The following is a 22,003-nucleotide window of genomic DNA, read 5'->3' on the forward strand; positions in this document are numbered from 1 at the left end:
CGAATGGGGCAGAGCGTTGAGCTTGACCCGTCCTGATATGGGTTGACACTTGATTGACTAAAACGCTCGATGTACTTCATCGGGCGTTTTGTATTTTAGAGCTGTGTGAGGCCTATATTCATTATAGATTTTTACTGATTCGGCGACCATTTTCTTTGCTTCATCTAAATCATTAGGCTTATTCAACAGATACTCCATCTTCAGTATTCCGTTGATCCTCTCTGCCAACGCATTCTGATAACAGTCATAGCCATCAGTCATTGAGCAAGATACATCATACTGTCGATGCAACTCTTGGTATTCAACAGAGCAGTACTGAACACCTCGATCTGAGTGATGTACAAGCTCACCTGTATTCTTCCGTTCTTTCAACGCGTTTAAAAAGGCCTGCTTGACCGTGCGAGCTTTCATATCATCACTTATGTGATAGCCCACGATTTTTCTTGAGTAAGCGTCCGTCACTAAACTGAGATAAGTACTACCACGCCGCGTTGCTAGATAAGTAATATCGGCAACCCATAATTGCTCTGGTCTTTCCGGTATTAAGCCTTCTTTGACACGATTAGGATGGCAGTAAAAGCGATGATTACTGTTTGTGGTTCGATGATAAGCCCTTCGATTCTGGACTAATAATCGATTCATTCTCAGCAGAGAGAATAAGCGGTCTCGCCCTATTTCAATATCGTTCTGAGCAAGTAAATACTTGATCTTACGAGTTCCTATACGAGGGTGCATCATCCTTTGCTCCTTCACAAAACCGAGTACTGATTCATCTTTCTTTGTCTGATGAATTTCTGCAACACAGCGCTTGTAGAAAGCTTGTCGTGTAATACCTATGAAGTGACAAGCTTTAGTGACGGTCAACTTTCTGACCGTTTTTTCCTTAATAACTCGGCCTTGCGCTTCTTTGAGATTCGGACACCGAAATCTCGATCCATGACTTTTACAACCGCTTCAAAGAACTCAGCTTTGAGCTGAGTCTCTTCTAATTGCTGCTCGAGTTCTTTGATTCGTTGCTCTGGGGTTTGAGTTGAGGAAGAGTTTGACATAGTCGCTCCTAACGCTCTCGATTGTTCTATTCCTTTAGACCAATCTAGTTGACCATGTTTGCGAAGCCAAACTAAAACGGTAGAGCGACCTTGGATCCCATAACGTTCTTGAGCTTGCTTATAAGTCATTTCGCCTTTTTCAACTTGGCTTACGACTGCCAATTTAAAGGCAAGAGAATAATCTCGTTGAGTACGTCTACTTGTTGTTTTCATGACACTCTCCAATTTCATGTTGGAAATGTGTCAACCATATTTAGGACGGTACAGCTAGAAGATAAAGGGCTAGAAAAGCAAAAAGCCAGAGCAGCGTGAACTGTTCTGGCTTTTCTAATTTGGTGGCCCCTCCCAGATTTGAACTGGGGACCGAACGATTATGAGTCGTGCGCTCTAACCACTGAGCTAAGGGGCCGTAGGGCATAGATTATAGGGGAACCAATCAATGGTGTCTAGACACTATGAGGGGCAATTCCGCTTACATCTTAGCCACTTAAATCACGTAGGTACAAAAAAGGTGAGCCAACGCTCACCTTTTTTATTTTATGCTTAAAAGCTAACCACACTAAAGCGTGTAATTACTCGTCTAGGAAGCTACGCAGAGTTTCTGAGCGGCTTGGGTGACGAAGTTTACGCAGTGCTTTTGCTTCGATCTGACGGATACGTTCACGAGTTACGTCGAACTGTTTACCAACCTCTTCAAGAGTGTGGTCAGTATTCATGTCGATACCGAAACGCATACGCAGTACTTTCGCTTCACGAGGCGTTAGGCCTGCAAGAACGTCTTTAGTTGCGCCGCGTAGGCTTGTTGCTGTAGCAGAGTCTAAAGGTAGTTCTAGCGTTGTATCCTCGATGAAATCACCTAGATGCGAATCTTCGTCGTCACCGATTGGTGTCTCCATTGAGATAGGCTCTTTAGCGATTTTCAGTACTTTACGGATCTTGTCTTCAGGCATTTGCATGCGCTCAGCCAACTCTTCCGGAAGCGGTTCACGACCCATCTCTTGTAGCATTTGACGAGAGATACGGTTTAGTTTGTTGATCGTTTCGATCATGTGAACCGGAATACGGATAGTACGAGCTTGGTCGGCAATCGAACGAGTGATTGCTTGACGGATCCACCACGTAGCGTAAGTAGAGAACTTGTAACCACGACGGTATTCAAACTTATCTACCGCTTTCATCAGACCGATGTTACCTTCTTGGATTAGATCCAGGAATTGTAGACCACGGTTTGTGTACTTCTTAGCAATCGAGATTACTAGACGTAAGTTCGCTTCAACCATCTCTTTCTTCGCACGACGAGCTTTCGCTTCACCGATAGACATACGACGGCTGATATCTTTGATGCTTTGAACAGTAAGAGACGTTTCACGTTCGATGATATCCAGCTTTTGGATAGAGCGACGGATGTCGTGTTCGTTACGTTTGATCTTTTCTGCGTATGGCTTGTCTGAAGCAAGAACTTCGTCCAACCATGCTTCGCTAGATTCATTGCCAGTAAATAGAGCAATGAAAGATTTCTTCGGCATTTTGCCGTACTCAACCGTTTGACGCATGATTAGGCGTTCTTGAGTACGTACGCGATCCATCGAAGTACGCAGTTCGTTTACTAGGTAATCAAACTGTTTTGGCGTCAGACGGAATTCTTTGAATACGTCTTGCATCATTGTTGTTGCAAGCGTTGCTTTCGGGCTTTCGTGGCCGTATTCATTGATTGCTAGTTGACGGTTTTGGTAGCTAGTGCGAAGCGCTGTGAACTTCTCAAGAGCAAGCTCAGGATCAATACCTGTATCTTCCTCTTCTTCTTCCTCGTCGTCTTCTGCTTCTTCTTTGTCTTCGTCTTCTAGATCAGTTTTAGCGAGCTCTGAACCGATGTGAGTCGCCGTTGGCGCAGCTGTGCCATCGTCGTCTGGGTCAACAAAGCCATTGATTAGATCTGTTAAGCGAATCTCTTCAGCGAGTACGCGGTCAAACTGTTCCAAGATGTATGGAATAGTGCCTGGGTACTCAGCAACAGATAATTGAACGGTATTGATACCATCTTCAATACGCTTCGCAATGTCGATTTCGCCTTCACGAGTCAGTAGTTCAACTGTACCCATTTCACGCATGTACATACGAACTGGGTCAGTAGTACGGCCAATCTCGCTTTCTACGCTTGAAAGCGCAGCAGCAGCAGCTTCAGCTGCATCTTCATCTATATTAGCATCGTCATCATTTAGAGCTAGATCATCAGCGTCAGGTGCAGTTTCTACTACCTTGATACCCATGTCATTGATCATTTGAATGATGTCTTCTACCTGTTCAGAATCCACGATTTCTGCAGGTAGGTGGTCGTTTACTTCGGCGTAGGTCAGATAGCCTTGTTCCTTGCCTTTAATAACAAGTAATTTTAGCTGTGACTGCGGATTTTGATCCATAGATGATATCCAACTTCAGGTCTGGTGAAGGACGTTGCATTCTCAAATGCAAACCAATTATGTTAACAAATTTATTAAATGCTGACTAATCAAACAGGGTTACGCTTTTAGATCTAGCATTAAAGCTAGTAGCTCCCTTTTTTCTTCGGCTGATAAACCGACACTTCTTGCTTTGGCCTGCAGGTTTTCAATTTGTTTTTCAACGCACTGGGCAAGGATATTGTCCAATGAGTCTAAAAATATGTCTTCTTGATTGTCTTCGTCGAGGGGGATTTCCCAGCTCGCGAGACGAGACAGAAGTGCCTCATGTTTGTTCTCTCGCCAATGTTCTAATAATTGGCCTGTGCTGATATGGGGGTTCACTCGGCAGATATCAAGTACTTCGACGAATAAACTTAGTCCAGGCAGCTGTAAGCCTTTGACACTTGATAAGTCCGGTACCATATCAGCATAGCTCGGATTTTGGATAAGCAAAGCGATAACTTCACGCATTGGAGTGCGCTTGAGCTCTTTATGCGGTTGAGGTGTCGGGTTCTTTGTGTGAACGCGAGCACGCCTCAATTGGTTATCAAATCCAGTTCGCTCATCGAGCAATTTTTCGAGCAGTTCTTGGAAGTAACTGTCAGGAATTTTACTAATCAAGGCGCTCGCGTGTGCACGCAGTGCCGATTTTCCTTCTGTTGTTCCTAAATTCAGCTTGTGTATTTCTATCAGGTTATCGAACAAATAGGTCGAAAGCGGCGTCGCATTGTGGACCAGCTGTTCGAAAGCAGCCTGACCGTGTTCTCTAATATAGCTGTCTGGGTCTTCACCGTCTGGCAAGAACAGAAACTTGAGTGTGTTACCTGTTTTCAGGTATTCAAGCGCGTTTTCTAGTGCGCGCCACGCGGCCTCTTTACCTGCTCTATCACCATCGTAACAACAAACCACAGTATTGGTCTGGCGGAACAACATCTGAACGTGATCACCGGTTGTTGAGGTGCCCAGTGATGCCACTGAGTAATCGACGCCGTATTGCGCTAGTGCGACAACATCCATATAACCTTCAACCACAAGTACTTGAGGCGGTTCACGGTATGCTTGTAACACTTCATAAAGGCCGTAAAGCTCTTTACCTTTATGGAAGATCGGCGTTTCTGGCGAGTTTAGATACTTTGGCGTGCCGTCTTCTAAAACACGACCACCAAACCCGATTACTCGTCCTCGACGGTCACGAATCGGGAACATCACGCGTCCACGGAATCGATCGTATCGGTTGCCTTTATCGTTTTCTATCAACATGCCGCCAGTAACGAGCATGTCTTGGGCTTCTTTTTGTTGGCCAAAGTTCTTACGAACCAAGTCCCATTCATCAGCGACGTAGCCAATGCCAAATTTCTGTACGATTTCACCAGAAAGACCGCGATTTTTTAGGTAATCAATCGCAGGTTTGTTAGCTGAGATTTTCAGCTGAGAGCGGTAAAAATTACTGATGCCGCCCATCAAATCGTAGAGGTTACGTTTTTGTTCGCTGTTGGCTCTTGGCGCCGTGGATATTTCACCGCTGCGCTGTTCTCTAGGGACATCAAGTCCTAAAAATGAGGCCAGCTCTTCAATCGCTTCAACAAAATCGAGACGTTCGAACTCCATAATGAAGTCGATAGCATTGCCGTGTACGCCACAACCAAAGCAGTGATAAAACTGTTTTTCTTGGCTTACGCTGAAAGAAGGGGTCTTTTCGTTGTGAAATGGGCAACAAGCACCATAGTTTTTGCCTTTTTTCTTAAGTTTCACGCGTGCGTCCACAATATCGACAATGTCGAGACGCGCTAGGAGATCATCGATGAAACTACGCGGGATGTGTCCTGCCATAAAACCTTAGAAAAATGCACTAACTGAGAGTGTGGATAATAATAGTTTGAATAGGTTACAGATACAAACAAGCCGTGCGTTCCGAAGGATTGCACGGCTTGTTGCAATTTGATTTGGGATTAAGCGAGTTTAGAACGAACTAAACCACTAACTTTACCCATATCTGCACGCCCTTGAATTTGTGGTTTCAAGATAGCCATTACTTTACCCATGTCTTGCATGCCCGCAGGTTGAGCTTCTGCAATTGCGCTATCAAGTAGTGCAATAACTTCTTCTTCAGTTAGCGGTTGAGGCATAAAGCCTTCAAGTACCGTAATTTCTGCTTTTTCCACGTCAGCAAGATCTTGACGATTTGCCGATTCATATTGAGCAACAGAATCGCGACGTTGCTTAACCATTTTAACTAATATAGCAATAATGTCGTCGTCGTTCAGAGTGATCCGTTCGTCAACTTCACGTTGCTTAATTGCTGAAAGAGCTAAGCGGATAGTGCCAAGGCGCGGTTTGTCCTTGGCTTTCATCGCTAATTTTTGCTCTTCTTTGAGTTGTTCAATAAGAGCCATAACTCAGTCCTTATGGATTAAGTTATTAGTACAGACGAACGCGACGTGCGTTTTCGCGAGCTAGCTTTTTAGCGTGACGCTTTTGAGCTGCTGCTTTAGCGCGTTTGCGAACTGTAGTTGGCTTTTCGTAATGCTCACGACGACGCACTTCAGAAAGGATACCTGCTTTTTCACAAGAGCGCTTGAAACGACGTAGTGCAACGTCGAACGGTTCGTTTTCACGTACTTTAACTATTGGCATATGCCTTTCACCTCAGGGGTTATTCATTATCGCTGGTTACTCAGTACCAAATCAGAGAAGTTACCCATCGAGCTAACTCTCTATTCGCGTTTGGCCATTAACCAGCTTGATCAAAAATGGTGCGGAATTTTAATCCGATCACAGTGGCTTTGTAAAGCACTTTGTCGATTATAGTCTGTACAATATTTGTTTGAAGAGCTTAGGCAGGGTAATATTGCGCTAATTTCCCATTTTAGACGAAAGCGTGCCGAGAAAATTATGCGCATTATTGGTATTGAAACCTCTTGTGATGAAACAGGAATCGCAATTTATGATGATGAGCAAGGGCTGCTTTCTCATCAGTTATACAGCCAAGTAAAACTGCACGCCGATTACGGTGGTGTGGTACCTGAGCTAGCGTCGCGTGACCACGTAAAAAAAACTATTCCACTGATTAAAGCGGCATTGGCAGAAGCGAACCTAACGTCGAAAGACATTGATGGCGTGGCTTACACTGCTGGCCCTGGTTTGGTTGGTGCATTGCTTGTGGGTGCAACGATTGGTCGCAGTATTGCTTATGCGTGGGGCGTGCCTGCTGTGCCAGTGCACCATATGGAAGGTCACCTTCTTGCGCCAATGCTAGAAGACAATCCTCCACCATTCCCATTTGTTGCTCTGCTGGTTTCTGGCGGTCATACAATGATGGTTGAAGTAAAAGGCATTGGTGAATATCGAATCCTTGGTGAATCGATTGATGATGCGGCGGGTGAAGCATTTGATAAAACCGCGAAGCTGATGGGCTTAGATTACCCGGGTGGCCCGCTGTTATCTCGACTTGCAGAAAAAGGGACTCCGGGGCGCTTTAAGTTCCCACGTCCAATGACCGATCGCCCAGGGCTAGATATGAGCTTTTCTGGTTTGAAAACGTTCGCGGCAAATACCATTCGCGCTAATGACAATGATGACCAAACTCGTGCTGATATTGCTTACGCGTTCCAAGAAGCCGTTTGTGCGACCTTGGTAATCAAGTGTAAGCGTGCCTTGGTAGAGACGGGCATGAAACGTATCGTGATTGCTGGCGGTGTTAGTGCCAACAAACAGCTACGTATTGAGCTTGAAGCGCTGGCGAAGAAAATCGGTGGTGAGGTTTACTACCCACGAACTGAATTCTGTACTGATAACGGTGCGATGATTGCTTATGCGGGTATGCAACGCCTTAAAAATGGTGAAACGGCTGATTTGTCTGTTCATGCCACGCCGCGTTGGCCAATTGACCAACTAGAGCCAATTGCTTAGCTCATAGCAATCGCTTGGCTAGTAGCAATCGTTCAACGAGAAACCGTCGATCAACAAAAGCTAAGCGCAGAATAAACCAGTGTGTTTCGATAAACGGTCGCCTTGTGCGGCCGTTTTTATATCCTAGCTTACCGACTATGTGTCGATAAATAATTGCTAACAGAGATTAGGGAAGAAAATGAACAAGTTTACAGTAGACAATCAATTGATGGCGTACCTAGACGAAGGTCAAGGCCCTGTTGTTGTGTTAGGCCACAGCTACCTTTGGGATAGTGCAATGTGGAAGCCGCAGATCGATGCATTAAAAACTCAGTATCGCTGTATTGTTCCAGAGCTTTGGTCTCATGGTGAGTCTCAAGCTGCACCAGCTTCGATGCGTAACTTGAAAGATTACGCTCAGCACGTTTTGGCTCTGCTTGATCATTTAAAGATCGATGAATTTTCTGTGGTTGGCTTATCGGTTGGCGGTATGTGGGGAACAGAGTTGGCGGAGTTAGCTCCTGCACGAATCAAGTCTCTGGTACTTATGGATACCTTTGTTGGTTTAGAGCCAGAAGTTGCTCATGCTAAATACTTCAGCATGTTAGACACCATTACTCAAACCAAAATGGTTCCTCAGCCGATTGTAGAAGCGGTTGTTCCACTGTTCTTCGCCAATGATGCTCAAACAAACTCACCAGCTTTGGTTGAGAGCTTTACTCAGCATTTGTCTGAACTTCAGGGTGATACAGCAGAAGAAGTCGCACGAATCGGTCGAATGGTGTTTGGGCGTCGCGATATGATTGAAGCGGTAGAGAACTTTGCACTGCCAGTTTTGATTGCCGTTGGACAAGAAGATAAGCCACGTCCGGCACTTGAGTCATACTTAATGCACGATTGCATTACGGGCAGTGAGTTAGTGGTGATTCCTGGTGCTGGTCATATTAGCTCGCTAGAGCAACCAGAGTTTGTGAACACAATGCTGAAGACGTTTTTAGATAAACATCTGCTGTAAGCTCTTAAAGACTGAATAGTATTGATCGATTGAGACTTGTGTCGGTTTAAATTTATCTCGGTTTAAAAATGGTTCGGCTTAGACATGACAGTTTAAGCCGATTTTTTTTGCCCGAGTTTTGGTTCACTGCCATCGAGTAGGCGACGAATATTCTGATGGTGACGTAGGACGATCAAACAACACAACATGGCCACAGGCAGTGTGTATTGAGGTTTGACTAACCAAGCGTAGAAAGGTGCGAGCAACACAGTAACCAGTGCCGCTAAAGAAGAATAACGAAACAAAAACGCCACAACCAACCAAGTCGCCATGATCATGCCCGTTAGATCAAATCCAATTGGGGCGATGGCTCCGAGTGCCGTTGCGACGCCTTTACCACCTTTAAAGTGGAAGAATATTGGGTACATATGACCAAGGCATGCAGCAATCGCCACGACGCCTAAAATGATCGAGTCGATGTTGAGGTAGTAGCCAAGCCAGACTGGAATGGTGCCTTTAAGCATGTCACAAAGTAGCACGGCTGCAGCGGCGCCTTTGCCGCCCACACGCAGTACATTGGTGGCCCCTGGATTGTTGGAGCCTACCGTTCTTGGATCTGGAAGTCTTAAGACTCGGCATATCAAGACCGCACTCGAAATTGAACCTAGCAAATAGGCCGCAATGATCATGATAAGTGCCAAAGGGGTCATGTTTTTCCTTAAACGGTTATAAGTCTAACGATGGGAAAATAATGCTCAATCCAAGAGTAATTGATATCATATCTGGAATTACACGAATAATACGTTTTTTTCCCCCATATGGGTATCCGACCTCTAAAAGGACAAGTCATGGCACTGGATAAAGTTTTCATTGAACAGCTAGAAGTAATTACAACGATCGGTGTTTACGATTGGGAACAAGAGATCAAACAAAAACTTGTGCTTGATATTGAAATGGCTCATGACAACCGCCCTGCAGGTAAGAGTGATGATGTTGTTGATGCTTTGGATTACTCGACAGTCAGCACAGCCGTACTTGACCACATTGCGAATGGCCGATTCCTATTGGTTGAGCGTGTGGCAGAAGAAGTCGCTGAACTAATCATGACTCAGTTTTCAGTGCCTTGGATTAAAATCCGTTTAGCGAAGCCTGGCGCAGTGCCACAAGCAAAAGCCGTCGGTGTGATCATCGAACGAGGTCAAGCATGACAATAGCCTATGTTGGTGTTGGTACGAACATAGACCGCGACAAGCATGCAAGGGTGGCATGGACAGAGCTTCAATCGTTAGGGACTAACCTTAAATGCTCTAAGATCTATCATTGTGAGCCTGTAGGGTTTGAAAGCCATTCGTTTTATAACTTTGTGATAGAGCTCGACACATCACTCTCATTGACTGAATTTTCACAGCAACTTCGTAAAATTGAGTTTAAATGGGGTCGCTCTCAAGATGCTCATAAACTTCAAGATCGAAAGCTCGATCTTGATATTGTGCTGTTTGGAGACGTGGTTTCTGAAAGCGAACCAGAATTACCACGCAGTGATATCTATAAATATCCTTTTGTAACACAACCACTTTATGATCTCTGTCCTGCGAGAGTGATCCCGCAAGATGGAAGAACCGTCAGTGAAATATGGCAGAAGATGCAGCAATTAGATTCGCTCTCTGTCGTAGATATAACACTATAATTTTTAAGGTAAGTAATGAGTTATTTTGAAGCGTTTATGTTGGCGTTGGTGCAAGGCTTTACTGAGTTTTTACCTATTTCCAGTTCTGCACACTTAATCCTTCCTTCGGCTGTTTTAGGTTGGGAAGATCAAGGCTTGGCTTTTGATGTTGCGGTCCATGTCGGTACTCTGGCTGCCGTCGTTATCTATTTCCGCAAAGAAGTGGTCTCTCTGTTGAGCGCATTCTTTGGTTCCGTGTTTAAAGGTGATCGCAGTAAAGAAGCGAAGCTGGCGTGGATGATCATTCTCGCGACGATTCCCGCGTGTATCTTTGGCTTGTTGATGAAAGATATTGTTGAGCTTTACTTGCGCAGTGCGTGGGTGATTGCAACGACGACGATCATTTTTGGTCTGTTGCTATGGTGGGTGGATAAAAACTCAAGCCTGCGTGATGACGAATACCAAGCGGGTTGGAAAAAGGCGCTGTTTATTGGTCTTGCTCAAGCAATGGCGATCATCCCGGGCACGTCTCGTTCTGGCGCGACGATTACCGCAGCACTTTACCTTGGTTTCACACGTGAAGCCGCTGCTCGATTCTCTTTCCTAATGTCTATCCCAATCATCACTCTGGCTGGTGGTTATTTAGGTCTTAAGTTGGTGACTAGTGGTGACCCAATCCATGTTGGCACTTTGCTAACGGGTATCGTGGTTTCTTTCATCAGTGCTTATATCTGTATTCACTTCTTCTTGAAGCTTATTTCACGTATGGGCATGACACCATTTGTTATCTACCGCCTGATTCTAGGTTTTGGTCTATTTGCTTTCTTGATGATGCAGTAGCACTCGACTTACGTAGACAAATGTTTCGTCCTACAGATTGAAACGGAAAAACCCGCCTAGTCGCGGGTTTTTTAATGCATGGTAATCAGCGCTATGGCGATTAACTATCAGCGAGCTCTAATAGGGCGCTCTCAATCGCGATAGCTCTGCGTTTCTCTTGTTCTTCTCGAATGTCTTTGCCTTTAAAACCATCGGCAATAATCGCTTTTACTTCGACTTGAAGTGCCGCTTGGTACGCAACTTCAAAACGCGCTTTTTGAGGATACGGCTGATCTTCTAATCCTTTTCGGCCTGCGTGATCGGCTTGGCAGCAAAGCAGTATATCGTCGAGCCTATCTGGCTTACGCCAAACATCAAACTTGTTCAGAACCTTGAGAAAGGTGGTTGGCTTGAGCTCGCCTGCGCGGTGGATATTAGAATGTTGCTCGCAAACTAACAGTGCGAGATCTCTGAATTCATTGGGCACTCTGACTCTTTCACACAGCTTCTTAATGATTTTTAAGCCTGTATGGCAATGCATTTTGTGGCTTGGCCATTCGCTTTCTGGCGTGACGCCTTTACCTAAATCATGTACTTGAGCGGCAAAACGCACGGGTAACGATGAGCTTAATCGCGCAGCTTGCTGAGCAACCATCAGAGTGTGAATACCCGTGTCGATCTCAGGGTGCCACTTTTCAGGTTGAGGTACACCAAACAGCGCGTCAATTTCAGGTAACACAACAGCCAATGCACCACACTCTTTCAATACAGAAAGGAACACTTCAGGATGCGGAGTGCTAAGGGATTTATGCCATTCTTGCCAAACTCGTTCGGCAGTGAGATGTGCCAGTTCGCCGGATTGAACTATCTCACTCATCATCACCATGGTTTCTGGTGCAACCGTGAAGTTAAGGTGGTGAAGTTTGGCGGCGAAGCGAGCCACACGCAGCACACGCAGAGGATCTTCAACAAAAGCATCCGAGACGTGTCTTAGAACACGATCAGAGAGATCTTTCTGGCCATGGTAAGGATCGTAAAGCTGGCCTTTATCGTCTTGAGCAATGGCGTTGATGGTCAAATCTCGACGCATGAGATCTTCTTCCAAGCTCACATCTGGTGCAAAGTAACATTCGAAACCTGTGTAACCCGAACCTGACTTTCTTTCGGTGCGAGCCAGTGCGTGCTCTTCTTTCGTCTTTGGGTGTAAGAATACGGGGAAGTCTTTGCCCACTGCAGTAAAGCCAAGGTTTTCCATCTCTTGAGGGGTACTCCCTACCACGACCCAATCTCTATCATAGCAATCAATGTTGAGCAGCTTATCGCGCACCGCTCCACCGACTAGGTAGCGTTGTAGCCCATTGTCTTTTGGTAGGCTATCGTATATTTGCAACTTATCACCTCGAAATGTTTTATCACTGCTGGACTTTACTGCAAGCAATGGTACTTTCCATTAATCGTAATTATAGGGCAGCACATGTATAAGGAATATTTTGGCTTCGTTGAGATGCCATTTTCGATTGTACCAAATTCTCGCTATTTGTTTTTGAGTCAGCGCCATCAAGAAGCGATGCAGAACCTACAAGCCGGTTTAGGCGAGGGTGGGGGCTTTGCGATGCTTACTGGTGAGGTCGGTACAGGAAAAACAACGGTCGCCAAAGCGATGTTGTCATCACTCGATAATCAGACTCAAGCTGGCCTTATACTCAACCCTACGTTTTCGAATACGGATTTACTGGAAGCTATCTGTGATGAGTTTGAGGTCGAGTACCCTGAACAAGCATCGTTGAAACAGCTGAGTCAGGCCATTCATCACTTCCTGCTCGATAGTCATGCTGAAGGCATTCAAACCTTATTGGTGATCGATGAAGCCCAACATCTCGCAGCTGATGTGCTGGAGCAGCTACGCCTTCTGACCAACTTAGAAACCGACAGTCGCAAGCTGTTAAAAGTACTGTTGGTCGGCCAACCGGAATTACAACAGCACTTACAAACCACTCAATTACGTCAGCTAGCACAGCGTATTACAGGTCGCTATCACTTACTGCCTCTTAATACTGAAGAAACTGGCAAGTACATCGCGTTTCGTTTGGAAACGGCGGGTGGCGAGCAGATGCTGTTTTCGAATCGTTCAATCAAGTTGATCGCCCAATATACTCATGGTATTCCAAGGCTCATTAACTTGGTGTGTGACAAAGCCCTGCAATTGGCTTTTCATGATGGTGAGCCATTACCGAGCAATGAAACGGTTAACCGAGCGTGTCAGCAAGTTATGTCGTTTCAGGCCGATGTGTATCATGTCGAAAAGCCTCGATCTTCTCTCGTCGTACCTAAGTTATTCCAATACGCAGGGATTGCTACATTAAGTGTCGGCCTCGCAATGGCGACCTTTAATTTTGCTCCAAGCTATATCAATTCATGGCAGTCGACTGAGACTTCAAGTGAAATGAAAACAGAAGTGTCTGCACAGGCTCAGCGCTCTTTGGTGGCGAATGAACCTCAGTTGGTTGCTGAGCCAAAATCTTCCAAGTTTGCTTTGCCACAAGATATTCAACAGCACTTGATGCAGGGAACCAATCGTTCTCTCGCTATCAAGGACTTGTATACGCTCTGGGGGTATCAGTCTTCACTGCGTGATGGCTTGTGCTTAAGTGAGCCGCAAAGTGTCTTTGTGTGCGAGCAACAACAGTCAAATTTGGATACATTGTTAGAGCTTGGCGTACCCGTGGTCCTTAATCTGGATATCGATCAAGAGCCAGTGTTTGTTGTGCTTTATGGTGCGTCTGAGGAGTCTGTCGAGCTCCTCGTTAACGAAAAGCTCTTGGTGATGCCTAAGCGTACCTTAAAGAAAATCTGGCAAGGTGATTATGTCGCGATTTGGAAACAGCCACTCAGAGAGACGCTCAAAGAGGGTTATCAAGGTGAGGCGATTGCACTACTTGATCTGCTATTGTCTGAAGTTTTGGGTGAAGACGTATCGGGCAGTGATGTATTTGATTATGAGTTAAAAATGAAAATTGAAGCGTTTCAAATGTGGCAAGGGATGTCAGTCGATGGCATTGCAGGAAAACGCACGCTGGCAAGATTACAAAGATTGGCTCAACTCGATTCGCCTAAGTTGATGTCACTCGATGGAGGCGCAAGTTAATGTCACGCATTATGCATGAGCTTAATCAGTCGTCTGCTAAGCAGCCGCCTCTTAACCAAGCGTCTCTTAAACAATCATCTTTTAATCGCCCCAGCTTCAAAGGCTACCAAAATCATCATGTGCCAAGTTCTGTTAAAGGGATTAGCAATAAACGAGGCTCATCGTTAGCAATGGGGCTACTGCTTATCTTGGTGCCTTCTTTGTTGGTGGGTGGTGTTCTGGCTTATCAATCGTATAACCAACAACAAAACTCGACTAGCCAAGCTGCCTATGTCGCTCTGCCTGAATCAAAATCTCAATCAGACCTTGAGCCTCAAATCGCTGATGCTGATATAGCCAATGTAGATGCTGTGTCAGTGGATGCAGAAGATGAAGTATTATTCGCCGTTCGCCCAGCGCCGGCAATCCAACCTTTGAAAGCACTGCCACGCCAAGAGGTGTATGCGCAGATTGGCTCTGAAAGTACGAATGTTGCTGGTGGAGCTATTGTGCCTGTGGCTAGTTCAGATAGTAGTGCGCGAACATCAGAAGAGTCAGAGTTATCACTAGCTCAGCAAGAGGTTCAGCCAGGTGTAAACAATGAGAATACGGCTCTGCAATCGGACCGTGATTTACTGCAAGGGCTAGATCTCAGTGAGTTACCCCCCGATTTGGCCTTAAAGCTTGAATCAATGATGGGTGAGCAACAAAGCGCACCTGAGCCAATGGACTCGCGTCCAGCAGGACAGGTAGGGTCTCAGGTCATTGAGTTGGAAACGCACACCAATAGCTTATCAGGGGCATTACCTAAGTTAGATCTACAAACTCACATGTACTCGAGTAGCGAAACCAAGCGCTGGGTCAAAGTGAATGGTCAAGAAGTGGCGCAAGGGGATTGGATTGGAAGAGACATTCAGTTACTCGAAATTAAGCCGCAATCAGTGATTATCGAGTTTAATCAACAGAAAATAGAAATCCCCGCTCTGTACGAGTGGAAAGGCTAAAAGCTAGAAGTCCAAAAGACTTAGAGAACAGACAAATAAAAAGGAGCACCGAGGTGCTCCTTTTTGATATTCGATACTGAATTTACTCTGTATAGCGCAAGATAAGCCAAACAGGAAAAGCGGTCAGCTTACGACCAGCCGTTTGGTGACTTTCTGCGACGAGGCATGATGTGCGGCAGGATAAGGCCAAGAAGTAGACCAATACCAGCAACACCACCACCGTACATGAAGTACTTCAGTAGTAGATCATCTTTTTGTGTGTCTAGCTTAGCGCGTAGCTCACGGTTCTCTGTTTGAGAGCTCGTTAGCTGTTGGCTAATCTCGCTGTAGTTTTGCTCAAGTTCAGCAATTTGCTTGTTACGAGAGTCTAGAGAGCTCGCTAGGCCAGCTTTCTCGCTGTCAGCACTTTGACGAGCATTCGCTAGCTTGCCTTTAACTTCAGTTAGCTCTTTCTCTAGCTTAGGCATACGCAGAGCCATGCTTTCTTGAGTGCTTACAAATTTGCTTTCTACCCAGCCTTTACGGCCGCGGTTGTCTTGAACCTGGGTGTAACCCGTGCTCTTGTTAGTTTGTAGGTAAGTAATCTTTTCACCAGCATCAACACTACCGATGATACGGAATGTGTTGTTTGGGCCAGAATGCATATAAGTAAATAGTTTGTCAGCAATATAACGGTCTTGTGCAAAGGCAGCTGGAGCCGCAAGCATTGCGAGCAAAACTAAGCTAATCAGTTTTTTCACAGTAAATCCCTTAACGATTCAAATTGGGTAGGCGTATGAGTCAGCCTCAATGAGCAAATAATATTTAGTTTCTTTATGCGGTGCAACAAAGAAGGGAGGCAAAGCCTCCCTTTCTGTGCGTTTGAGTCAATAATGACATGGTATTTACATATCATTACCGAAGCTCACCGTTTTCTGACGCTAATATTTACTAACGCCAGGGCTATTACATAGTAAACATAGCCTGAATTGCGTAGAAGAACACAACAGCAAGTAGAGCACCTGCAGGTAGCGTTACAATCCACGAAGCAACGATGTTACGCACAACGCCTAGGTTGAGTGCTGCGATACCACGAGCAAAACCTACACCTAAAACCGCACCAACCAATGTTTGCGTGGTTGAAATCGGAAGGCCAGTACCAGAAGCAAGTACAACCGTACATGCCGTTGCTAGTTGAGCGGCAAAGCCACGGCTAGGTGTTAGTTCTGTAATACCAGTCCCCACGGTTGCCATTACTTTATGACCCATGGTAGCAAGACCAACAACGATACCAATACCACCTAATGGAAGAATCCACCACGCAATGCTGCTTTTCGCTGTAAGTTCACCCATATTCTCAACGGTTGATACTACAGCAGACAATGGACCAATCGCGTTGGCTACATCGTTAGAACCGTGAGCGAATGCCATCGCACAAGCGGTAATAACCATTAGAACGCTGAAGATACCTTCTACACCGGCAAAGCCATGGTCTTCTTCGCGATTAGCAAATTTCTTTTGAATGTATAAGTAACCGCCAACCATGACTACAGCAGAAACACCTGCTGCCCATAGCCATGCTTCAGTGCCGCTTAGGTGAAGGCCAACGTGCTTAAGACCTTTCTTGATTGTTACAAGTGCAATAACCATTGTCGTAATGAACATGTACACAGGCACAAAACGCTTAGCGTTAAACAACGGATTTTCTGTATCGAATATCAGTCGTTGGGCACTGACAAAAATGAGATAGGCAAAAATGCCGGAAATCAACGGTGTGACAATCCAACTCCCCACAATACCTTGAACGCTGTTCCAGTCTACGGCTTCTGTACCTACAGACACACACGCGAAACCGATGATTGCACCGATGATCGAGTGAGTCGTTGATACTGGCCAGCCCATGTATGATGCTAGAAGCAACCATGTACCAGCAGCCAGTAGCGCCGACATCATGCCGTACACAAGTACGTCAGGTTGATGAGCGAATAGAGACGTTTCGATAACACCTTTACGGATCGTGTCAGTTACTTCGCCGCCCGCAAGGTAAGCACCTGCGAATTCAAAGATCATTGCGATAATGATCGCTTGTTTTACGGTTAGAGCTTTAGAGCCTACTGAAGTGCCCATTGCATTCGCAACGTCATTTGCACCAATACCAATAGCCATCAAGAAACCGAAAGCTGCTGCAACAATAATCAGGACAGTGCCGTAGTTAGCAAGGATATCCATCGTAATACCTAGTTGTTTGATAACAAGCGGAACAAATTTAGACGCAAAAAACCGCTCAGCGAGAGGAATACTCAGCGCATAAGTGGTTTGGTTAAAAAATGCTCTTCGTTATATAGTTAGCGTATGATTTAAGATCGAGAAAGCATTACTTCAAGACGAGCGCCTACACGCTGTGCTTGATCTGCAATACCACCAACCCATTCAAGAATTTTGTATAAGAACATGATGTCAACTGGATTCATATCGTCTTCAATCGCCATTAATTGTTGGCGTAATTCGATCTGCATCGCGTCCGTGTCATCTTCAATTACATCTAACTGATGAATCATTTCAGCAACGAGTGTTACTTCACGGCCCTTAAAGCCAGTCTCAAGTAATTCGTCTAGTTCATTGATTACGTTTTGTGCTTGGTTCGCTGCATCTAGACAACGTTTAACGTAAGCGATGAAGTTTTCTTGCATTGGAGCTGGAATGACGAGTTGACGACCATATACACGGCCAGCAATGTCTTTCGCTAGGTTTGCGAGTTTGTCTTGTTGAGTTAATAGCTCCAACATATCGGTGCGATCAACTGGCATAAACAAACCACGAGGAAGTTTAAGGCGAATTTCACGTTTTAGTACGTCAGCTTCTTTCTCAAGGTGAGAAATCTGAGCTCGAATTTCTGATGCTTTCTCCCAGTCACCTTTTGAAGAAACTTCAAAGAAATTAACTAGGTGAGAACAACATTCGTTCACGCATACTACGTGACGCTGCAAAGGTTTAATTGGGGACTTTGCAAATAACCCCATAATTGTATTTACTGGCATGGTCATCCAACCTAATAAATAATAACCTTAAAACAACATACACCATATTCATGGTGAAATGTTAAGCGATGGCTACAAAGTCGCGCATGTTAACCTAATCAATGTCTCATTAAAACTGTTTTAGATCATCATAAGGGCGATATTTCTGACTTGCTGAGTTTTCAAATTGGCAATATCCTGTCCCTATCTTCACAGAAAGGTATAACTATGGAAACCGAGATAGAACTGAAGTTTTTTGTTTCTCCTGATTTTTCAGAGACTTTACGCAATAAAATTGCTGAAACTAAAGTACTTCAGCACAGTTGTCGCGAGCTAGGTAACATCTACTTTGACACCCCTGACAACTGGCTACGTAAGCACGATATTGGCTTGCGTATTCGACGTTTTGATGACGTATTTGTACAAACCGTAAAGACCGCTGGTCGTGTGGTTGCTGGTCTGCATCAAAGGCCTGAATACAATGCAGAACACGATAGCAATGAACCTAAGCTAGCCCTACATCCAGAGGATATCTGGCCAGCGGGTAAAGACATCGAAACGTTGCAAGCTGAGCTGACTCCTCTGTTCTCTACCAACTTCACGCGTGAGCAGTGGTTGATTGGTATGCCAGATGGCAGCCAGGTTGAGGTTGCGTTCGATCAAGGCTTTGTTGAGTCAGGCGATCTGCAAGAACCGATTTGCGAAGTCGAATTGGAACTTAAATCGGGTCAAACGGATGCTCTATTTACATTGTCTCGTCAATTCTGCGAACAAGGTGGCATGCGTTTAGGGAATCTCAGCAAAGCCGCTAAGGGTTACCGTCTTGCTCAAGGTTATCAAGGAGATGAAGTCACTCCTTTGACCTTAGTTGATACTGACAAAAGTGATACTGTTGAATCGTGTTTCATTCAATCTTTAGAGCATGCTCTCGCTCATTGGCACTCTCACGAGCAGATTTTTACTGAGCGTCAATCGATTGAAGCGTTACATGAGATAAGCCATTCGTTAAGTTTTATTCGTCAAACCTTCACTATCTATGGTGATATTGTTCCAAGACGCGCGAGTGCTATTTTACGCCAAGAACTTAAGTGGCTTGAGCAAGAACTTGATTGGCTAAAAAGTTATGACCACTTCGAAGATTTGCTCGAAGATAAAGGCCACGTGCTGCGTAAGCTAGATGCACGTAAGTTCTTGGTCGCTGAGCTTAAAGAGATGCAAGAGCAACTGCCAGATCGTGAAGACCTGCTGACCTTATTGAGTTCTGCTCGATACACTGGGTTATTATTAGATCTGAGCCGTTGGATCTTGTCTCGTGGCTGGCAACCTTTCTTAGATGAAAAGGCACGTGAGCAAATGGCTCGTGGTATCGAATGGTTTTCCGTGCAGCAACTCGATCGCACATGGGCCGATTTGATGGAAGCTTTCCCGCCAGAGCGAGTGATGACCAGCCAAGCGTATATTGATCAGCAATACCGTTTGATGCGTAATCTGTATTCTGGCGTTGGTTTCGCGAGTTTGTATGATGACGATGAACGAAACAGCTTCCGTTTGCCATGGGCCGATATGGTGCAAGGCATTGATGACTTGCTAGCACTTAAAACGTTAGAGCCTTTGACTGATAAATTGGAAGGCGATGAGAAGGTTCAGCTAGAGCGTTGGTTGGCTCGCCAAGAAGTGTCTATTCTGCATGCGATGGAACAGACACGCCAAATCAGTGTTGAGGTTGAGCCATACTGGCAAGACTAAACTCAATACCGGCATCAGTATAAGTATGAATTTGAAAATAGGGCTTCGGCCCTATTTTTTTGTTTGTTGCTCGAGCTTTTCTAGTCGCTCTAGGATTTTCTGTTGTTGCTTTATGATCTTTTCAAGATGCTTCTCTTTGTTTTCGGCTCGTTGACTCTCATGGTGAGTTGGGGAGGTGATCAGAGAAGTAATCAAGCCTGAAATCATACCGAAAACACCCACACCACAAATGATCACCAGAGAGGCGACTAATTTCCCTGAGTTCGTCACGGGGTAATGATCGCCGTACCCTACGGTACTGATGGTAACGAAAGCCCACCACAAAGCATCTTGGCCAGTGGTAATGTTGGCATTGGGATCTTTGTGTTCTAACAGAAGTATTGTTCCAGCTCCTATGGTTAGGAGAATAACCAGCAGCAGAATAATCGAGGCGAGCGTGGTTTCTTTGCGATTACGAAACAGCTCTCTGAAAACACGTTTACCCGAGCGGAGCACAAGAATGACACGCAGGATCTGAAAAATGCGAGCGAAACGAAGTGGTTCGATCATTGGGATGCTTGCTAAGAAATCGATCCAGTGTACTTTTAGATATTCTTTCTTATTTTGTGATCTCAATAGATCAATCGTGAGCTGAAAAAGAAAAACACTACAGATTATAAAATCGAGGCCGATAAGAACTTGTTTTGATTCTTTATCAATCGGAACGAACAATAAGCCTGAGATCACAAATAACGCTAAGAAAGAGAGAATCAGTGACAATAAGCTCATCGGCTTGGTGGCGTCTTTGGTATTATTCAACATTCATACGAGGCTCAAAATAAATCGCGAACTTTGACTGACATAGCCACCTCGCGGATATAGAAGCCATCAATATATAAGAATTAATGGAGAACTGACAATGACTAAACTGTCATTCAAGCCGTGGGAAAGGATAATCTCTGACGTTCGTCTCGTTCCAAAAATGGTCATGCTGATGATATTCAGCACTATCTTGATCATTTCGAAGCAGTTATGGGACGCAAGTACGTTTTACGATTCATTGCTTGCTGTAACCAATAATGCGCAAGTTGCACAGCAGCATTACGAGACTTACCTAGTTCAAGTGGCTTGGCAAACAGCCTTGATGATCATTGTGTTTGTGGTTCTTCTATTAGCGGCGGCGCGCGTTATGCTTCGCCAAACTCAGTACCTTAATGACGCCATTAAAACCATGGCCGATAAGAATCTATCAGTGCCGATTGAAATGGACTGTAAAGATGAATACGGCGATGTGGCACGCGAACTTGAAAAAACTCGCGTCCAACTGAACGACATGATCAAAACTCAAGTGGCTTCTTCAGACGAGTTATTTGCTCTGACAGAAGTGATGACCATTAGCATGTCAGAGACCAAAGATTCGGCTCAAGAAGAGTTCAACGAGATCGATCAGTTAGCGACAGCTATGAGCGAAATGACTTCGACCGTACAAACTGTCGCTGAGCATGCACAAAGTGCGTCTTCATTAACTGAACAGGCATCAGGCCAAGCATTGACCGGTCAGAAGTTCGTTCAAGGCTCAGTTTCTAAGATGAGTGAGTTATCTTCAGATATCGCAGCATCTGCAGCAGCGGTAAACCAAGTAGAAGAACGCGTTGATTCGATTGGCAGCGTTGTGGGCACTATTCAAGGCATTTCAGAGCAAACTAACCTACTGGCACTGAACGCAGCGATTGAAGCCGCGCGTGCAGGTGAAGCGGGACGTGGTTTTGCGGTTGTTGCCGATGAGGTTCGTAACCTTGCGCAGCGTACTCAACAAGCGACAGTCGAGATTCAAGACATGATCAGTCACCTACAAAGCAGCGCTAATTCTGCCGTAGAGCTGATGGAGAAGAGTGTTGTAGAAGCGGCTGAAGGCGTTGATCTAGTAACCAATGCTGGTTCTGAGCTTGATGGCATCGTAAGCCAAGTCAACCAAATCAATGATATGAACTTCCAGATAGCGACCGCTGCAGGCCAACAGAGCAGTGTTGCTGAAGAGATGAGTGTCAACCTAACGAATGTTCGTGAGCTTGTCGAAGCTTCTGTAGTGGTCGTTGGTGAACTGTTAGAGACTTCTCAGCTCATGGAAACCAACGCGCAAGAACTGGACGGTAAGATCAAACAATTTAAGGTTTAATCATGGGGTCTTGGTCTTTACTCCTCAGAAGTACTTCTAGTATTCGATAGCTAGGAAAGGCACGATTCGATAAGTTAACCGATAAAACGCCCACATTGCTAATGTGGGCGTTTTTTATTGGCGT

20 protein-coding genes and 1 tRNA gene are annotated in these 22,003 nt (G+C 45.1%); 9 read left to right on the plus strand and 12 right to left on the minus strand.

Translation table 11 applies throughout. From position 1 onward, the window contains the following. Positions 1-57 precede the first annotated feature (57 nt). The 6 genes from AACT19_RS05565 to rpsU form a co-directional block, all read right to left on the minus strand. Positions 58-1,262, minus strand: a protein-coding gene (locus tag AACT19_RS05565) for an IS3 family transposase (RefSeq protein ID WP_102456461.1) whose coding sequence is annotated in 2 segments (ribosomal slippage) — positions 58-875 and positions 875-1,262 — 1,206 coding nt in all. Because the reading frame shifts where the segments join, the coding sequence is not laid out codon by codon here. A 120-nt stretch (positions 1,263-1,382) separates the two neighbouring features. After that, positions 1,383-1,458: transfer RNA gene (locus tag AACT19_RS05570), tRNA-Ile, on the minus strand. 163 nt (positions 1,459-1,621) lie between these two features. Beyond that, positions 1,622-3,466 carry an RNA polymerase sigma factor RpoD gene (gene rpoD, locus AACT19_RS05575; protein ID WP_009847799.1) on the minus strand — a complete coding sequence of 615 codons (1,845 nt, stop codon included), beginning with the start codon at positions 3,464-3,466 and terminating at the stop codon, positions 1,622-1,624. Positions 3,467-3,565: 99 nt separating this feature from the next. Further along, positions 3,566-5,317: a DNA primase gene (gene dnaG / locus AACT19_RS05580; RefSeq protein WP_017080230.1), complete on the minus strand. Its 1,752-nt coding sequence runs from the start codon at positions 5,315-5,317 to the stop codon at positions 3,566-3,568. A gap of 119 nt (positions 5,318-5,436) precedes the next feature. After that, entirely contained in the window at positions 5,437-5,880 is a 444-nt protein-coding gene (locus AACT19_RS05585; protein ID WP_009847797.1) for a GatB/YqeY domain-containing protein, read from the minus strand. Between the two features lie 25 nt (positions 5,881-5,905). Then, positions 5,906-6,121, minus strand: coding sequence for a 30S ribosomal protein S21 (rpsU, locus tag AACT19_RS05590; protein ID WP_004396009.1), 216 nt, complete (start codon positions 6,119-6,121; stop codon positions 5,906-5,908). Positions 6,122-6,379: 258 nt separating this feature from the next. On the opposite strand from rpsU, the gene tsaD reads away from it, so the two are divergent. Further along, on the plus strand, positions 6,380-7,396 hold the full coding sequence (tsaD, locus tag AACT19_RS05595; protein ID WP_004735972.1) for a tRNA (adenosine(37)-N6)-threonylcarbamoyltransferase complex transferase subunit TsaD: 1,017 nt from the start codon (positions 6,380-6,382) through the stop codon (positions 7,394-7,396). A 178-nt stretch (positions 7,397-7,574) separates the two neighbouring features. Next, the gene (locus AACT19_RS05600) at positions 7,575-8,390 is read left to right on the plus strand and encodes an alpha/beta fold hydrolase (protein ID WP_076645672.1); all 816 of its coding nucleotides are present in this window, start codon (positions 7,575-7,577) and stop codon (positions 8,388-8,390) included. A 92-nt stretch (positions 8,391-8,482) separates the two neighbouring features. Here the strand turns inward: AACT19_RS05600 and plsY are convergent, their stop codons facing one another. Then, on the minus strand, positions 8,483-9,079 hold the full coding sequence (gene plsY / locus AACT19_RS05605; RefSeq protein ID WP_004735970.1) for a glycerol-3-phosphate 1-O-acyltransferase PlsY: 597 nt from the start codon (positions 9,077-9,079) through the stop codon (positions 8,483-8,485). A 138-nt stretch (positions 9,080-9,217) separates the two neighbouring features. On the opposite strand from plsY, the gene folB reads away from it, so the two are divergent. The 3 genes from folB to AACT19_RS05620 are packed head-to-tail and all read left to right on the plus strand — an operon-like array spanning position 9,218 to position 10,875. Further along, positions 9,218-9,577 carry a dihydroneopterin aldolase gene (gene folB / locus AACT19_RS05610; protein WP_004735969.1) on the plus strand — a complete coding sequence of 120 codons (360 nt, stop codon included), beginning with the start codon at positions 9,218-9,220 and terminating at the stop codon, positions 9,575-9,577. Beyond that, a complete protein-coding gene (gene folK, locus AACT19_RS05615; RefSeq protein WP_004735968.1) occupies positions 9,574-10,056 on the plus strand; it encodes a 2-amino-4-hydroxy-6-hydroxymethyldihydropteridine diphosphokinase in 483 nt (160 codons plus the stop codon). Before folB ends, folK begins: the two co-directional genes overlap by 4 nt. A gap of 15 nt (positions 10,057-10,071) precedes the next feature. After that, a complete protein-coding gene (locus AACT19_RS05620) occupies positions 10,072-10,875 on the plus strand; it encodes an undecaprenyl-diphosphate phosphatase (protein ID WP_004735967.1) in 804 nt (267 codons plus the stop codon). 100 nt (positions 10,876-10,975) lie between these two features. Here the strand turns inward: AACT19_RS05620 and AACT19_RS05625 are convergent, their stop codons facing one another. Continuing rightward, positions 10,976-12,292, minus strand: coding sequence for a multifunctional CCA addition/repair protein (locus AACT19_RS05625; protein WP_076645674.1), 1,317 nt, complete (start codon positions 12,290-12,292; stop codon positions 10,976-10,978). 36 nt (positions 12,293-12,328) lie between these two features. Between AACT19_RS05625 and AACT19_RS05630 the strand changes: the two genes are divergently transcribed. Both AACT19_RS05630 and AACT19_RS05635 read left to right on the plus strand, forming a co-directional pair. Further along, the gene (locus AACT19_RS05630; RefSeq protein WP_207551954.1) at positions 12,329-13,999 is read left to right on the plus strand and encodes an ExeA family protein; all 1,671 of its coding nucleotides are present in this window, start codon (positions 12,329-12,331) and stop codon (positions 13,997-13,999) included. Continuing rightward, positions 13,999-14,982 carry a general secretion pathway protein GspB gene (locus tag AACT19_RS05635; protein WP_076645678.1) on the plus strand — a complete coding sequence of 328 codons (984 nt, stop codon included), beginning with the start codon at positions 13,999-14,001 and terminating at the stop codon, positions 14,980-14,982. The genes AACT19_RS05630 and AACT19_RS05635 overlap by 1 nt, the downstream gene beginning before the upstream one ends. Positions 14,983-15,110: 128 nt before the next feature. Here AACT19_RS05635 and AACT19_RS05640 read toward each other — a convergent pair whose 3' ends face one another. The 3 genes from AACT19_RS05640 to AACT19_RS05650 form a co-directional block, all read right to left on the minus strand. Then, positions 15,111-15,722, minus strand: a complete 612-nt coding sequence (locus AACT19_RS05640) for a TIGR04211 family SH3 domain-containing protein (RefSeq protein WP_017084748.1) — start codon at positions 15,720-15,722, stop codon at positions 15,111-15,113. A 205-nt stretch (positions 15,723-15,927) separates the two neighbouring features. Then, complete coding sequence (locus AACT19_RS05645) at positions 15,928-17,190, minus strand: inorganic phosphate transporter (protein ID WP_004735961.1); 1,263 nt, start codon at positions 17,188-17,190, stop codon at positions 15,928-15,930. Positions 17,191-17,318: 128 nt separating this feature from the next. Further along, positions 17,319-17,999: a TIGR00153 family protein gene (locus AACT19_RS05650; RefSeq protein WP_004735960.1), complete on the minus strand. Its 681-nt coding sequence runs from the start codon at positions 17,997-17,999 to the stop codon at positions 17,319-17,321. 207 nt (positions 18,000-18,206) lie between these two features. Here AACT19_RS05650 and AACT19_RS05655 point away from each other — a divergent pair, with 207 nt between their 5' ends. Next, a complete protein-coding gene (locus tag AACT19_RS05655) occupies positions 18,207-19,724 on the plus strand; it encodes a CYTH and CHAD domain-containing protein (protein ID WP_076645680.1) in 1,518 nt (505 codons plus the stop codon). Between the two features lie 51 nt (positions 19,725-19,775). On the opposite strand, the gene AACT19_RS05660 is transcribed toward AACT19_RS05655, so the two are convergent. Further along, on the minus strand, positions 19,776-20,525 hold the full coding sequence (locus AACT19_RS05660) for a potassium channel family protein (RefSeq protein ID WP_076645682.1): 750 nt from the start codon (positions 20,523-20,525) through the stop codon (positions 19,776-19,778). Positions 20,526-20,622: 97 nt separating this feature from the next. Between AACT19_RS05660 and AACT19_RS05665 the strand changes: the two genes are divergently transcribed. After that, on the plus strand, positions 20,623-21,879 hold the full coding sequence (locus AACT19_RS05665; protein WP_017084751.1) for a methyl-accepting chemotaxis protein: 1,257 nt from the start codon (positions 20,623-20,625) through the stop codon (positions 21,877-21,879). The last annotated feature ends 124 nt before the right edge of the window (positions 21,880-22,003 follow it).

The organism is Vibrio sp. 10N.222.47.A9, assembly GCF_963872585.1.
GTDB classification, from domain to species: Bacteria; Pseudomonadota; Gammaproteobacteria; order Enterobacterales; family Vibrionaceae; genus Vibrio; species Vibrio splendidus.